This window comes from Streptomyces sp. NPDC058534 (genome assembly GCF_042717365.1).
Lineage (GTDB): Bacteria > Actinomycetota > Actinomycetes > Streptomycetales > Streptomycetaceae > Streptomyces.
On record NZ_JBHXNW010000049.1, the window covers coordinates 35057 to 48935 of the forward strand.

Below are 13879 nucleotides of genomic sequence, written 5' to 3' on the forward strand. Positions count from 1 at the left end.
GTCAACTCCCTGCACTCGGGCCGGAATCCCGCGTGCGCGGTCACCGGGCACGCGTGTGCGCGGCTCGCCGTGCCACCGCGCACGCCACAGAGCGTATGGCACTCAGTGTCACACGTAAAGGCACTCCGTACCCTCAATTGAGCGGTCGGTCGCCCGTGAACGCCGTCTCGATCTCCCGGACGACCTGCCACAGGGGGGTCCCGCGCCGCGCGGCCACGATCACCAGGTCGTCGGGCGACCCGCCCCGGGGCGCCACCGGGACGTCGCCGAACGTGGACTGGGCGTAGCCCAGCGCGTGGTCCACCGCGGCGCCCGCGTCGTCCCGCCCGCCCGAACGGAGCCAGCTCCGCAGGGCGTTGTTGTGCGCCGCGACCACCGCGGCCGCGATCACGTCGGCGCGCAGGCGGCCGTCCGGCCGTCCGCCCAGGCGCCCGCGCAGATACTCGGCGAGGGCCCGCTCGTAGCGCCACACCACCGACAACTCGTACGCGCGCAGCCCCGCGACCTGCTTGGTGAGGTGGTAGCGCTGCACCGAGAAGTCCGGGTTCTCGGCGTACATGCGCAGCACCAGACGGGCCGCGTCGCAGACCCGCCGCACCGGGTCGGCGTCGTCGGGCGAGGCCGCCAGGAAGGCCGTCATGTCGGCCAGGCACCGCTCGTGGTCCGGGAAGACCACGTCCTCCTTGGACGGGAAGTAGCGGAAGAAGGACCGCCGTCCGACGCCGGCCAGGGCGACGATGTCGCCGACGGTGGTCTGTTCGTACCCGCGCTCCAGGAACAGCCGGAAGGCCGCCGCGACCAGCGCCTCCCGCATCGGCGGCCGGGCACCCGCCGCGTCCGTCCCGTCCCCGCGGCGGGGCGCCGCACTGCTGGTGCTCATGAGGGGGAACGTAGCAGCTCACCGACGATCATGGCACTGAGTGCAGCTCGAAGAGGGAACTGAGTGCATTCATCACCTGGCAGTCTCGGTCGCATACGATCACTTCCGATCAGCAACGAGGAGTCCGCATGCCGTCCGCCCGCCCCCGCCTCCTGTACGTCACCGACCTGGCCTACGAGGCACGCGGACGGCGCTACTGCGACGAGGACATCTTCCTGACCTCCCGGCTGCGCGAGGAGTTCGACCTGGCCCTGTGCCATCCGCGGGACGCCGCCGCGCTGCTGGACGCCTTCGACGCCGTCGTCGTCCGCAACAGCGGCCCGGTGCTGGGCCACAAGGCCGCGTACGACGCCTTCCGCGAGCGGGCCGCCGAGCGCGGAACCCTCGTCTACAACCAGCTCACCGGCAGGGCCGACATGGCCGGCAAGCAGTATCTGCTCCACCTGACCGCCGCCGGATTCCCGGTCATCCCCACCGCCGACCGGGCCGAGGACCTGCAGCGGCTGCCCGCCGCGGACGAGTACGTCGTCAAGCCCAGGCTCGGCGCGGACTCGGCGGGACTGCGGATGGTGCCCGCGAGCCGGGTGCGCGAGGCACTGGGCGCCGGCGCCGGGGACCTGCTCGTGCAGCCGCGCGTGGACTTCGCGTACGAGGTGTCCTTCTACTTCGTCGACCACGACTTCCAGTACGCCCTGTACGCGCCGCATCCCGAACGCCGCTGGCAACTGGAGCCGTACGGCGCCACCGTGGCCGACCTCGACTTCGCGCGGCGGTTCATCGAATGGAACGGCCTCGACCACGGCGTCCAGCGCGTGGACGCCTGCCGGGCGCCCGGTGGTGAGCTGCTGCTGGTCGAGCTGGAGGACCTCAACCCGTACCTGTCGCTCGACGCCCTGGACGAACCGGGCCGCGACGCGTTCGTCGGCGCCCTGCGCACCGCCCTGCGGCGCCTCCTGGCGACCCGGCCCGCCGGGGCCGACAGGTCCTAGCATGGCGGTCATGGCAGCCATGGACGTCTTCCTGCACCGGCTCGACCCCGACATGTGTGTGGTGACGGCCGCGGCGGGCGGGGAGCGGGCGGGCTGCCTGGTCGGGTTCTCCTCGCAGTGCTCCCTCGACCCCGTCCGCTATGTCGTGTGGCTCTCGGAAATCAACCGGACCTACCGGGTGGCGTTGTCCGCCGACGTCCTGGCGGTGCATCTCCTCGCCCGCGACCAGCTCGGGACCGCCGAGCTGTTCGGCGGGCGCACCGGCGACGACGTCGACAAGTTCCAGGGGGTCCGCCGGCGCGAGGGGTACGCCGGGGCCGTCGTGCTGGAGGACGCCGAGGCGTGGTTCGTCGGGCGGGTGGTGGCGCGGGCCCCCGGGGGCGACCACGTCGGTTTTGTCCTCGAACCGGTCGAGTGGGGCGGGCGCGAGACGTCCGCCGGACCGCTGCTGCGCCTCGGCGACGCCGGCGCCATCCGCCCCGGCCATCCGGTGGACTGACGCGGGCGCGGGGTTCAGCGTCCGGCGGAGCCCCGCTCGACCAGGGCCTCGGTGACCGCCCGCACGCTGCGCGCGATGTGCTGCAACTGGAGTACCTCCGCCGCGTACAGCTTGATGGTGTGCTCGATGACCCCCTCGTGCAGACCGAGCCGCGGCAGGTCCGCCCGTGCGGTCTGCAGCGCGGTGCGGGCCACCCGGATCTCGTGCTGCACCTGGATCTGCGCGTGGCGGGCGAGCAGCACGGGGTGCCGGATCAGCGCCGGATAGCCGGCGTAGCGGGCCGGCACCAGTTCACGCAGCCACTTGGCCGCCGAGCGTTCCCAGTCGTAGCTGCCGGGTGTCTTGACCTGGCAGGGCCAGTCCGGGCTGATGCGCGTGGTCGTCAGGTGCATGATCATCGCTTCCGGGTGTGCGGCGTCGACGGGGTGGGCGACGGGTGTCGGCGGTCCCGGTCCAGGGGATGACCGGGACCGCCGCGGGCGCTCGCGCAGGCGATGCCCGACCGGAACATCCCGGTGCGCCGGAGCGGGTAGGAATCGGCGTCCGGAGATGTTCGCGGCAGGTGTGGACGCGGTCCGGGACGGCCGGGTCGCGATCCGTGAGCAGTATTTATATATGCCATCCGGTTTGCAAGACGTATGGAAACATTCATGCCTGCTTTGCCGGGGATGGCCCCCGTATGCGCCGACCAATCTCCACGCCGCCCCCTCGTCGAGGCGGCGGCTCGGTCCCGGCGGCTCAGTCCCGCAGGAAGAAGTGGTGCTGGTCGGCGACCTGCTCGTACTCCTCCAGCCGCGCCTGCGTCCGTTCCGGATCGGCGTCGGTCATGGCCTGGAGCAGGGCCGCGCACATCACGCCCGGCGCCGCGTAGGAGTCGAAGACCAGCCGCGAACCGGTGCCGGTGGCGAAGGTGACGTCGGCCTCGTCCACGACCGGGCCGAGCGCCAGGTCGGTGATCAGCGCCACCTTGAGCCCGGCACCGCGTGCCACACGTACGGCGCCCAGCGTCTCGTGGGCGTGCCGGGGCATGGAGAAGGCCAGCACCCAGGTGCCGCCGGCCTCCCGGGACTGGAGCAGGGCGTCGTAGGCGACGGTGCCGCCCCGGGTCACCAGGCGAACGTCGGGATGGACCCGGCGGGCCGCGTAGGCGAAGTACTCGGCGAGCGAGACGGAGATGCGCAGCCCGAGGACGGTCAGCGGCGCCGAGGCGGCCAGCTTGCGGCCGACGTCGATCACCCGGTCCGCGTCGGCGAAGTCGTGCCGCAGGTTCTCCAGGTTCTCGATCTCGGCGTCCACGGCCGCCTGGAGTTCGTTCCCCCGGTTCTCCTCGGCCGCGACCGTGCCGCGGCTGCCCAGCGCGATCGACTGGAGCTGCTCCCGCAGCGCCGGGTAACCGCTGAAGCCGACCGCCGACGCGAACCGCGTCACCGAGGGCTGGCTCACCCCGACCCGGTCGGCGAGGTCGGTGATCGACAGGAACGCCGCCTCGTGCAGGTGCTCGATCAGGTACTGGGCGATGCGCCGCTGGCCCGGGGAGAGGCGGGGCCGGTCGAACAGCGTCCGGAGCCGGGAGGTGGGGGAGGCCGCCGCCTCCGGGGCCGCCCGTCCCGAGGTGATCGCCGATGCCTGTGCGCGTGCCTGCTGCGGCGATGGCACGGGTGCGCCTCCTTTGTCTCCCACGAAGGTCAACATAGCTCACCCCCCGTGGTCGGCACGGCGGTCCGACGAGCCCGCCCGACGGGGGATAGCGGCGCGCCGTCCGGGAACCCGCGGACACGGAAGGACCCACGGGCCTGTGCGGCCCGCCGCCACGGAAGGACCCACGGGCCTGTGCGGCCCGCGGACGCGGAACAGCACGCGGACACGGACGAGGAGCCTCCGTCATGACCGTCCCGGAAGAGAACCGGCCGAAGACCGACCCCGCCGACGTCACCCCCGACCGGCGCGAGGACGAGCCGCCCCGCCCGCCGGGCGGCACCGGCCGGACCCTGCGCGAGGCCCTGGAGGAGGCGCACGTCCGCCCCGACGACTACGCCGAAGAATGACCCACCCCGCCCGGCCGACCGGCGGCGACCCCGGCCCTAGCCGCCCACCGCCCCCGCCGGCACCACCAGGTCGGCCCGGTGCCGGCTCGCGGCGACCAGGTCGGCGTTGCGCTGGTCGGTGCCGAGGGCCCAGTCGCGCGCCTGTCCGGGGGACTTGCCGAACTGCTCGTGCCGAGCGACGAGCCGGCGGATCCGCTCCGCCTCGGTGAGCCCGCAGAACCACACCTCGTCGAGCCGGGACCGCACCCGCGCCCACGCGCCGGTCTCGAGGAGCAGGTAGTTGCCCTCCGTCACGACCAGCCGCGCCGACGGCGGCACGGGCACGGCGCCGGCGACGGGCTGCTCCAGCACCCGCTCGAAGCCGGGCGCGTACACGATGCCGCCGTCGCCGTCCTCCTCGCGCAGCCGGCCAAGCAGCGCCGCGTACCCGGCCGCGTCGAAGGTGTCCGGCGCGCCCTTGCGGTCCCGGCGGCCGAGCCGGTCCAGTTCGGCGTCCGCGAGGTGGAAGCCGTCCATGGGGACGTGGGCCACCCAGGGCTCGCCCGCGCCGTTCAGCTCCCGCACCAGACGCTCGGCCAGCGTCGACTTCCCCGCGCCGGGAGAGCCCGCGATGCCCAGCACCGCGCGCCGTCCGCCGGACGGGAGGGCACGGGCACGGGCGAGGAGGTCGTCGAAGGTCAGCGGCACACCGCACAGTGTGTCACCCGAAGGGACGTGCCCCGGCGGGGAACTGTGGGGTGTATGAGTACGCAGCTGGGACTTCCCGACGACATCCAGGCCTGTCTCTTCGACCTCGACGGGGTCGTCACCAGGACGGCGGTGGTGCACGCCGCCGCCTGGAAGGAGACGTTCGACGCCTTCCTGCGCGAGCGCGACGGCGCGGACTTCCGCCCCTTCACCGACTCCGACTACGACGAGTACGTCGACGGCCGCCCCCGCGCCGACGGCGTCCGCTCCTTCCTCGCCTCCCGGGGCGTCGAGCTGCCCGAGGGCGGACCCGACGACCCACCGGACGCGCCCACCGTCAACGGCGTCGGCAACCGCAAGAACCAACTGCTCCTGGAGAAGATCCGCACCGACGGCGTGCAGCCGTACGAGGGCACCCTGCGCTACATCGACGCGGTCCGCGCCGCCGGCCTCGCCACCGCGATCGTCTCCTCCAGCGCCAACACCCGGGACGTGCTCCACTCCATCGACGCCGAGGGCCTGTTCGACGTGCGGATCGACGGCGTGGTGGCCCGGGAACGGAAACTGCCGGGCAAACCCCACCCCGACACCTTCCTCGCCGCCGCCCACGACCTCGGTGTCGACCCGTCCCGCGCCGCCGTCTTCGAGGACGCGCTGGCCGGCATGGACGCGGGCCGCTCCGGCCACTTCGGCTTCGTCGTCGGCGTCGACCGCGTCGGCCGGACCGACGCCCTCTACGCCCACGGCGCCGACCGCGTCGTCAAGGACCTCGCCGAGCTGGGAGGCCGCGCGTGATCACCAACCGGACGTACACCGTGGAACCGTGGCGCGTGCGCGAGACCTCCCTCAACCTCGACCTCCTGGCCCAGAGCGAGTCCGTCTTCGCCCTGTCCAACGGACACGTCGGCTGGCGCGGCAACCTCGACGAGGGCGAACCCAACGGCCTGCCCGGCAGCTACCTCAACGGCGTCTACGAACTGCACCCGCTGCCGTACGCCGAAGCGGGCTACGGCTACCCCGAGGCCGGCCAGACCGTCATCAACGTCACCAACGGCAAACTGCTGCGGCTGCTCGTCGACGACGAGCCCTTCGACCTGCGCTACGGGCGGCTCCGCAAGCACGAACGCACCCTGGACCTCAGGCGCGGCGTCCTGGAGCGGACCTGCGAGTGGACCTCCCCGGCCGGTACGACCATCCGGGTGCGCTCCACCCGGCTGGTCTCCCTCACCCAGCGCGCCATCGCCGCCGTGGAGTACGAGGTCGAGCCCCTCGACAGCCGGATCCGGGTGGTCATCCAGTCCGAACTCGTCACCAACGAGAGCCTCCCCGACCCCGACGGCGACCCCAGGGCGGCCAGGGCGCTCCAGTCCCCGCTGGAGCCGGAGGAGCACCTGGCCCAAGGGTCCCGGCTGCGGCTGGTCCACCGCACCCGGCGCAGCGGGCTCAGGGTCGCCGTCGCCGCCGACCACGTGGTGGACGCCCCCGGGGAGACCAACACCGGCGTGGAGAGCAACGACGACGTCGCCCGGCTGACCATCACCTCCGTCCTGGAGCCGGGGCAGCGGCTGCGGGTACAGAAGACGGTCGCCCACGGCTGGTCGGGCGCCCGCTCCCGGCCCGCGATGAGCGACCAGGTCGAGGCGGCGCTGGCCGCCGCCGCGCACGGCGGCTGGGACGGCCTGGTCGCCGAACAGCGCGCCTACCTCGACGACTTCTGGGCCAGCGCGGACGTCGAGGTGCACGGCGACGAGGAGATCCAGCAGGCCGTGCGCTTCGCCCTGTTCCACGTGCTCCAGGCCGGGGCCCGCGCCGAACAGCGGGCGATTCCGGCCAAGGGACTCACCGGTTCCGGATATGACGGACACGCGTTCTGGGACACCGAGATGTTCGTGCTGCCCGTGCTCACCTACACCGCCCCCAAGGCCGTCGCCGAGGCGCTGCGCTGGCGCCAGGACACCCTGCCCGCCGCCCGGGACCGCGCCACCCAGCTCGGACTGCGCGGCGCCGCGTTCCCGTGGCGGACCATCGACGGGTCGGAGGGCTCGGCGTACTGGCCGGCCGGCACCGCCGCCTTCCACGTGGCCGCCGACATCGCGCACGCCGCGGTGCGCTACACGGCGGCGACCGGCGACACCGACTTCGAACGCGACACCGCGCTGGAACTCCTGGTGGAGACGGCCCGCCTGTGGCGCTCCCTGGGCCACCACGACCACCACGGCGTCTTCCACATCGACGGCGTCACCGGCCCGGACGAGTACAGCGCCATCTCCGACGACAACACCTACACCAACCTCATGGCCCGCTCGAACCTCCTCGCCGCGGCCGACGCCTGCGAACGCCACCCGGACGAGGCGACCCAACTCGGCGTCGACGACGAGGAGAGCGCCGCCTGGCGGGACGCCGCCGAGTCCGTGCACATCCCCTACAACGACGAGATCGGCGTCCACGAGCAGCACGCGGGCTTCACCCGGCACCAGCGCTGGGACTTCGCCGCCACCGCCGCCGACCAGTACCCGCTGATGCTGCACTTCCCCTACTTCGACCTGTACCGCAAGCAGGTCATCAAGCAGTCCGACCTGGTGCTGGCGATGTACACCTGCGGCAGCTGGTTCGACACCCACTGCGACGAGGACCAGATCGCCGCGAACTTCGCCTACTACGAGCCGCTGACCGTGCGGGACTCCTCCCTGTCCGCGGCCTGCCAGGCCGTCGTCGCCGCCCAGACCGGACACCTGCGCCTGGCCTACGACTACGCCGCCGAGGCCGCCCTGATGGACCTGGCCGACCTGGAGCACAACACCCGCGACGGACTCCACATCGCCTCGCTGGCCGGTACGTGGATGGCGCTGGTCGCCGGGTTCGGCGGCACCCGCCGGGACGGCGACAGCCTCCGGTTCACGCCACGACTGCCCGAGAAGTTCAGCCGTCTCGCCTTTCGGCTCCAGTTCCGCGGCCGGTGCCTGAGCGTGGAGATCGACTCCGACCGGGCGACGTACAAGCTGCTGACCGGCGATCCTCTGACGATCCGTCACCACGGGACGGAGGTACACGTGAACGGCGACGGCCCCGTCACCCTCCCCGTCGCCCCACCGAAGCGGCGCCCCACACCCGAACAGCCCCCGCACCGCCGCCCCAACGAACTCTGACCGGATGGCGGCGAGGTCCCGGACCCCAGTGACGGACGACACGGCACGAACGGCCGAGTTCCGCCCTGCACTTCGCTGGGCCGCGGGTTAGTTTGACCTTGTTTTCCGGGTATCCGGGCTCCCGCCACGGGCGGCAGGAGGTGAGGACCGAGCGGCCCCGCGAGGTGCGGGGGTGAGGGGTGCACGATGGCCGACGGCTCGAACGCCATTCTCGTCGGCGGACGGCGGGGCGAGACGGCGACGTCCGGCACTCCCCGGCGCCCGCCCGTGGACCTCCTGCTCGCGGCGGTGGCCGCCGTCTTCACCGTCGCCCAACTGGTCCTGGTCCACCCCTCGATGGGCCTCGGCTGGGACGAGACGGTGTACGTCAGCCAGGTCACCACCCATCACCCCGCCGCCTTCTTCAGCGCACCCCGCTCCCGGGGCGTCCCCCTACTGGTGGCGCCCGTCGCGTCCTGGTCGGCCTCCACCGAACTGCTGCGCGTCTACCTGGCCGTGCTGTCCGGCCTGGGCCTGTATCTCGCGCTGCGCGCCTGGCGCGGCCTGTTTCCGTCACACGTCCTGGCCACGGCCGGCGCCTTCTTCGCCACCCTGTGGGTGACCCTCTTCTACGGTCCGCAGGCCATGCCCAACTACTGGGTCGCCATCGGCGCCCTGATCTGCGTGGGCTGCTTCCTCCGGGCCCTGCGGGGCGAGCCCGGCCGACGTGCGCTGTGGGGCGTGGCGGCCGGCGCCGTCCTGATGGCCCTGATGCGGCCGACCGACGCCGTCTGGGCGGCCGTACCCCTGCTGCTGCTCGTCCTCTTACGCCGCCACTGGCCGCTGCTGCTCGCACTGGCGGGGGGCCTGGCGGCCGGGGGAGTGGAGTGGGTGATCGAGGCGTACGCCTGGTACGGGGGTTTCGGGGAGAGGCTGTCGCGGGCCTCCGAGATCCAGGGGGGCCTCGGCTGGAACTTCGCCGTCGACGACCAGATGCGCAGCCTGGGCGGACGCGGGCTGTGCCGCCCGTGCACCGGATCGATACCGAACCCGCTGGTCACCCTGTGGTGGCTGGCGCTCCCGCTGGTCGCCGCCCTCGGAGTCGCCGTCGCGGTCCGGGCCCGGCGGACCGCCCCGGCCCTGGTCCCCTTCGCCTGCGCGGTGACGTCCGCGCTGCCGTACCTGTTCATGATCGGGTACGCGGCCCCCCGCTTCCTCCAGCCCGCCTACGCCCTGCTGGCCGTCCCGGTCGCCGACGCGCTGTGGCACCTGGCCAGGAACGGGCGCGGCCGGTGGCGGCCGGTGCTCGCGCCGCTGGTGGCACTCGCCCTGGCCGGGCATCTGGCGGTCCAAACGGCCGTCCTCGTGGGCACCGTCAACCGCAACGTCGACAGCCGCCAGGACTGGACCCGCGTCGCCGACGAGCTGCACCGGCTCGGCGTGCGCCCGCCCTGCCTGATCACCGGCCACGAGTCGATCCCCATCGGCTACTACACCGGCTGCTCGTCCGGCGAGACCAGCGGCAACAACGGGAACACCACCGTCGCCGAGATAGTGGACACCGCCTCGAGGATCCCGGTCGCCGCGATCACCGGCCCGGGCGGCACCCCGCCCGGCTACGCCCGCGACTGGACCCCGCACCGCATCACCGACCTGAGCATCCGCGTCGCACCCCCGGGTTAGAGATCGCGTATCGGGAAACGCGAACCGGGCAACGAGACGACCTGGCCGACGCAGCGCGAGAGGGAGGCAGCGATGGGCACCGACCCCATGGCCGACGACGCCTACCAGCCCACCGGAACCAACGAGGAACAGGCCGACGCCGCGCCCCTCGACCTCCAGGACGCCGTCGACGAGCGGACCTACGACGACACGCTCGACGAGGGCTACTCCCCGCCGGAGAAGCCCCTCGGCGTGAACCGGCACGGCACCACGGCCGCCGAGCAGCACGACGGCGAGAGCCTCGACGAACGGCTCGCCGAGGAGGTGCCCGACGTCGCGGTACCGGACGGCGACGGCGTAGGCGACCAACCCGGCGGCGAGGGCGAACCGGTCGACCCGGAGGCGGGCACGGAGCGCTCGGGGCGCCTGGTCGCCCCCGACGAGGGCGTACGCGCCGACACCACCAAGGAGACGGTCGCCGAGGACGTGGGCATCGACGGCGGAGCCGCCGGCGCCGAGGAGGCCGCCATGCACGTCGTGCCGGACGAGACGGAGCTGCCGGACCCCGAGGACGACGGGGCGGGCCCCGGCCGGACGGGCTGACCCGCCGGGGCCCGGCCGGCCCGGGACCGTGGGGTCAGGGCAGCAGCTTGTCGAGGGCCGCGGGGCCCTCCTCGGCCAGCTTCCGCCTGGCCCATTCCAGGTTCTTCGGCGTGACGTCCCGGCCGGCCGCCAGGACGACGTCCTCCGGGGACACCTCCGTGCCGGTGCGCGCGTGGAGCAGGTCGTCCGGCGTGGCGCGGTCGTCGCCGGTACGGGCTTCGGACGGTCGGGAGGCGTCGGGCTGTGACGTCGACATGATCAGTGCTCCTCGGATCCGGATCGCTGCTTCGGTGCCGTGCTGTTGTCGGTCCCGAATATCCCGATAACACCATTCAATGCGGAATCCGCCCGCGCATCCGGAGCGACGGACGATCCGACGTGCCGCCCAGGGCGCCCCGGCGTGTAATGAGAGCCCGCGACATCGGACCGATCGAACCTGTCGCCCGGCAGAAGGACCACGGCCATGGCACGAAGGCGCACCGGCGCCGGGAGACGGGGGACAGGCGGCGGGGGAGGACTGCGGCGATGGGGCGAGTGGTGCGCCCGGCACGGCGTGATCGTCGTCGTCGCCTGGCTGGCCGCACTGGTCGCGCTGACCCTGACGAACCGCTCCTTCGGCGGCGACTACGCCGACGACTTCAACCTGCCCTCCTCCCAGTCCCAGCAGGGCCTGGACGTCCTGGAGCGGCACGATCCGGCGGCCGGCGGCTACAGCAGCCAGATCGTGGTGCACGACGACGACAAGGCGCTGACCTCGTTCGGCTCCCAGATGTCCACCACCGTGAGCGATCTGGGGAAGCTGCCGCACGTCCTGTCCGCCCAGAACCCGCTCACCGCCACGCCGCAGTCCGGTTCCTCCCAGCAGAACGTGGGCCCCGTCTCGACGGACGGCCGCACCGCCTACATCACCGTCCGCTTCGACATCCAGCCCGCGCAACTGGGCGACGGCTACCTCGACGGAGTGGACGACGCCGTCGCGCCGCTGCGCTCGGCGGGAGCCGAGGTCGAGTACGGCGGATCGCTGGGTGAGCTGGCCCGTCCGGCGGTCGACGACCGGGTGAGTGAACTCATCGGCTTCGGCGTCGCCATCGTCGTCCTGCTGATCGGCTTCGGCAGCGTGCTCGCCGCGGTCGCGCCCCTGGTGACCGCGCTGATCGGGGTGGTCGGCGGGCTGGCCTGCCTCGGCCTGCTCGCGGCGGCGTTCACCTTCGCCACCGTGTCCCCGACGCTGGCGACCATGATCGGCCTGGGCGTCGGCATCGACTACGCCCTGTTCCTGATCACCCGGCACCGGCAGAACCTGATGAACGGCGCCGACCCGGTGCGGGCGGCCGGCCACGCCACCGGCACCAGCGGCCGGGCGGTCCTCGTCTCCGGCTGCACGGTGATCGTCGCGCTGCTGGGCCTGTACGCGTCCGGGGTGTCCTTCATCGGCAAGCTCGGCATCGCCGCCGCGGTGACCGTCGTCTCGGCCGTCCTGGGCGCCCTGACCCTGGTGCCCGCCCTCCTCGGCCTCGTCGGCCGGCACATCGACCGGCTGCGGGTCCGCCGCCCGGTCGCCGAGACCGACGCCGAGCCCGGCACCGAACCCCACGGCACCTGGCACCGCTACGCACGGCGGGTGGAGCGGCGGCCGTGGCGCTTCCTGGCCGCGGGCGTGGCGGCGCTCGTCGTGCTGGCCGTCCCCGTGTTCTCCCTCCAGATCGGCCACATCGACGACGGCGCCGACCCCACGTCCTTCACCGACCGGCGGGCCTACGACCTGATGTCCGACGCCTTCGGGCCCGGCTCCAACGGCCCGCTGACCGTCGTCGTCGACCAGAGCGGCGTACCCCAGTCGCAGCGCTCGGACCTCTCCTCGCAGGTCACCAAGAGCCTCGACGGCGTCTCCGGCACGGCCGCGGTCACGCCGGTGACCCCCACCCAGGACGGCGACGTGCTGCTCGCCACGGTGTACCCGAAGGAGGCCCCGCAGAACGCCGCCACCACCGACCTGGCCAACCGCCTGCTCGACAGCACCCTGCCCGACGCCGTGGCCGGCACGGACGCCGAGGGCTACGTCACCGGGGCCACCGCCTCCCAGGTGGACTTCCGCGACATCGTCGCCGAACGCCTGCCGCTGATCATCGGCGTCGTGGTCGCGCTGGCCTTCCTGATCATCCTGGCGGTCTTCCGCGGCCCGCTGGTCGCCCTCAAGGCCGCCGTCCTCAACGTGCTGTCGATCGCCGCCTCGTACGGCGTCGTGGTGGCCGTCTTCCAGTGGGGGTGGGGCGGACCCGCGCTCGGGGTCTCCGGCACGGTGCCCATCGAGAGCTACGTCCCCATGATGATGTTCGCGATCATCTTCGGACTCAGCATGGACTACGAGATCTTCCTGCTCTCCCGGGTCCACGAGGCCTGGCTGCGCACGGGGAACGCGAAGGACTCGGTGGCCCACGCCCTGGAGATCACCGCGCGGGTCATCACCTGCGCGGCCCTGATCATGGTGAGCGTCTTCGCCGCCTTCGTCATCAGCGACAACATCGTGGTCAAGATGCTCGGCCTCGGCCTCGCCGTGAGCGTGCTCATCGACGCCACGATCGTCCGCCTGCTCCTGGTGCCCGCCGTGATGACACTGCTCGGACGGCACGCCTGGTGGACGCCCCGGTGGCTCGACCGGATCCTCCCGCACATCGACGCGGAGGGCGAGCACGAAGAGGGCGTCAGCCCCGGGCGGGCGGCGAAGGAGTGAGGACCAGCATCGTGACGTCGTCCTGCACGTCCGGGCAGAACCGCAGGAGGTCCACCCAGACCAGCCCGGGGAGCGCGGACGGATCGGCGCCCGCGAGCGCGGCCAGCCGTTCGGCCAGCGGATAGAAGGCGCCGCCGTCGCCGCGGGCCTCGACCACGCCGTCGGAGGCCAGGAAGAGGCGGTCACCGGGGCGCAGCGGCACCGTGCACGCCTCGATGGCCCCCGCGTCCGCCAGCCCGAGCCCGAGCGGCGTCCACGGGGCGACCTCCAGCTCCGTGGCCTTCCCGTCCCGCAGCAGCAGGGGCGGCGGGTTGCCGCAGACCACGACGCGCACCTCCAGGCCGTCGGCGGAGAACTCCAGCAGCGCGGCCGTCGCGAACAGCTCCGCGTGCCGCGCGTCAGCCGAGTCCACCAGAAGCCTGCGGTCCAGCCGGCCCGCCACCGAGGCGAGGTCCGGCCGGTCCAGCACCGCCTCACGGAACGCCCCCAGCAGCGAGGCGACCGTCGACACCGCCGACAGCCCGTGCCCCTGCACGTCCCCCGTCACGACCCGTACGCCGAACGGGCCGTCCCGCACGTCGAAGAAGTCGCCCCCGACCAGCGTCCCGGGCGGGGCCCGCCGGGACAACCCCGGGCACCGCCCCCCCCCCCCCCCCCC

14 protein-coding genes and 1 pseudogene are annotated in these 13879 nt (G+C 73.1%); 9 read left to right on the forward strand and 6 right to left on the reverse strand.

What is annotated here, in order from left to right:
- Positions 1-133 precede the first annotated feature (133 nt).
- Positions 134-880, reverse strand: coding sequence for a TetR family transcriptional regulator (locus ACFWR9_RS27040; protein ID WP_383846479.1), 747 nt, complete (start codon positions 878-880; stop codon positions 134-136).
- Positions 881-1008: 128 nt separating this feature from the next.
- Between ACFWR9_RS27040 and ACFWR9_RS27045 the strand changes: the two genes are divergently transcribed.
- Entirely contained in the window at positions 1009-1869 is an 861-nt protein-coding gene (locus tag ACFWR9_RS27045; protein ID WP_383846480.1) for a hypothetical protein, read from the forward strand.
- A gap of 10 nt (positions 1870-1879) precedes the next feature.
- A complete protein-coding gene (locus ACFWR9_RS27050; protein ID WP_383846481.1) occupies positions 1880-2368 on the forward strand; it encodes a flavin reductase family protein in 489 nt (162 codons plus the stop codon).
- 14 nt (positions 2369-2382) lie between these two features.
- On the opposite strand, the gene ACFWR9_RS27055 is transcribed toward ACFWR9_RS27050, so the two are convergent.
- Together ACFWR9_RS27055 and ACFWR9_RS27060 are read right to left on the reverse strand one after the other, a co-directional pair.
- Positions 2383-2766 (reverse strand): hypothetical protein, encoded by a 384-nt coding sequence (locus ACFWR9_RS27055; protein ID WP_383846482.1) that lies wholly within the window; start codon positions 2764-2766, stop codon positions 2383-2385.
- 340 nt (positions 2767-3106) lie between these two features.
- Positions 3107-4024 (reverse strand): MurR/RpiR family transcriptional regulator, encoded by a 918-nt coding sequence (locus ACFWR9_RS27060; RefSeq protein ID WP_383846483.1) that lies wholly within the window; start codon positions 4022-4024, stop codon positions 3107-3109.
- A 227-nt stretch (positions 4025-4251) separates the two neighbouring features.
- On the opposite strand from ACFWR9_RS27060, the gene ACFWR9_RS27065 reads away from it, so the two are divergent.
- The gene (locus ACFWR9_RS27065; protein ID WP_383846484.1) at positions 4252-4413 is read left to right on the forward strand and encodes a hypothetical protein; all 162 of its coding nucleotides are present in this window, start codon (positions 4252-4254) and stop codon (positions 4411-4413) included.
- Between the two features lie 36 nt (positions 4414-4449).
- On the opposite strand, the gene ACFWR9_RS27070 is transcribed toward ACFWR9_RS27065, so the two are convergent.
- Positions 4450-5100 (reverse strand): nucleoside/nucleotide kinase family protein, encoded by a 651-nt coding sequence (locus tag ACFWR9_RS27070; protein WP_383846485.1) that lies wholly within the window; start codon positions 5098-5100, stop codon positions 4450-4452.
- A 54-nt stretch (positions 5101-5154) separates the two neighbouring features.
- Between ACFWR9_RS27070 and ACFWR9_RS27075 the strand changes: the two genes are divergently transcribed.
- From ACFWR9_RS27075 to ACFWR9_RS27090, 4 genes are all read left to right on the forward strand, one after another.
- Positions 5155-5895, forward strand: coding sequence for a beta-phosphoglucomutase family hydrolase (locus ACFWR9_RS27075; RefSeq protein WP_383846486.1), 741 nt, complete (start codon positions 5155-5157; stop codon positions 5893-5895).
- Positions 5892-8246 carry a glycoside hydrolase family 65 protein gene (locus ACFWR9_RS27080; RefSeq protein WP_383846487.1) on the forward strand — a complete coding sequence of 785 codons (2355 nt, stop codon included), beginning with the start codon at positions 5892-5894 and terminating at the stop codon, positions 8244-8246. Before ACFWR9_RS27075 ends, ACFWR9_RS27080 begins: the two co-directional genes overlap by 4 nt.
- 186 nt (positions 8247-8432) lie before the next feature.
- A complete protein-coding gene (locus ACFWR9_RS27085; RefSeq protein WP_383846488.1) occupies positions 8433-9908 on the forward strand; it encodes a hypothetical protein in 1476 nt (491 codons plus the stop codon).
- A gap of 72 nt (positions 9909-9980) precedes the next feature.
- Positions 9981-10490 (forward strand): DUF5709 domain-containing protein, encoded by a 510-nt coding sequence (locus ACFWR9_RS27090; RefSeq protein WP_383846489.1) that lies wholly within the window; start codon positions 9981-9983, stop codon positions 10488-10490.
- 34 nt (positions 10491-10524) lie between these two features.
- On the opposite strand, the gene ACFWR9_RS27095 is transcribed toward ACFWR9_RS27090, so the two are convergent.
- Complete coding sequence (locus ACFWR9_RS27095) at positions 10525-10746, reverse strand: hypothetical protein (RefSeq protein ID WP_383846490.1); 222 nt, start codon at positions 10744-10746, stop codon at positions 10525-10527.
- A gap of 207 nt (positions 10747-10953) precedes the next feature.
- Here ACFWR9_RS27095 and ACFWR9_RS27100 point away from each other — a divergent pair.
- Together ACFWR9_RS27100 and ACFWR9_RS27105 are read left to right on the forward strand one after the other, a co-directional pair.
- Positions 10954-12114 (forward strand): annotated as a pseudogene (locus ACFWR9_RS27100) (MMPL family transporter); the annotation flags it as partial.
- A gap of 141 nt (positions 12115-12255) precedes the next feature.
- Entirely contained in the window at positions 12256-13221 is a 966-nt protein-coding gene (locus ACFWR9_RS27105; RefSeq protein ID WP_383846509.1) for an MMPL family transporter, read from the forward strand.
- On the opposite strand, the gene ACFWR9_RS27110 is transcribed toward ACFWR9_RS27105, so the two are convergent.
- Positions 13193-13879 (reverse strand): PP2C family protein-serine/threonine phosphatase (locus tag ACFWR9_RS27110; RefSeq protein WP_383846491.1); only part of this gene is annotated, 687 nt, incomplete at its 5' end. The genes ACFWR9_RS27105 and ACFWR9_RS27110 overlap by 29 nt on opposite strands.

Excerpts from the sequence above, each read along its gene's own strand:
- ACFWR9_RS27040 (WP_383846479.1), bottom strand. The coding sequence starts at position 880 with ATGAGCACCAGCAGTGCGGCGCCCCGCCGCGGGGACGGGACGGACGCG.
- ACFWR9_RS27045 (WP_383846480.1), top strand. The coding sequence starts at position 1,009 with ATGCCGTCCGCCCGCCCCCGCCTCCTGTACGTCACCGACCTGGCCTAC.
- ACFWR9_RS27050 (WP_383846481.1), top strand. The coding sequence starts at position 1,880 with ATGGCAGCCATGGACGTCTTCCTGCACCGGCTCGACCCCGACATGTGT.
- ACFWR9_RS27055 (WP_383846482.1), bottom strand. The coding sequence starts at position 2,766 with ATGATCATGCACCTGACGACCACGCGCATCAGCCCGGACTGGCCCTGC.
- ACFWR9_RS27065 (WP_383846484.1), top strand. The coding sequence starts at position 4,252 with ATGACCGTCCCGGAAGAGAACCGGCCGAAGACCGACCCCGCCGACGTC.
- ACFWR9_RS27075 (WP_383846486.1), top strand. The coding sequence starts at position 5,155 with ATGAGTACGCAGCTGGGACTTCCCGACGACATCCAGGCCTGTCTCTTC.
- ACFWR9_RS27085 (WP_383846488.1), top strand. The coding sequence starts at position 8,433 with ATGGCCGACGGCTCGAACGCCATTCTCGTCGGCGGACGGCGGGGCGAG.
- ACFWR9_RS27090 (WP_383846489.1), top strand. The coding sequence starts at position 9,981 with ATGGGCACCGACCCCATGGCCGACGACGCCTACCAGCCCACCGGAACC.
- ACFWR9_RS27095 (WP_383846490.1), bottom strand. The coding sequence starts at position 10,746 with ATGTCGACGTCACAGCCCGACGCCTCCCGACCGTCCGAAGCCCGTACC.
- ACFWR9_RS27105 (WP_383846509.1), top strand. The coding sequence starts at position 12,256 with ATGTCCGACGCCTTCGGGCCCGGCTCCAACGGCCCGCTGACCGTCGTC.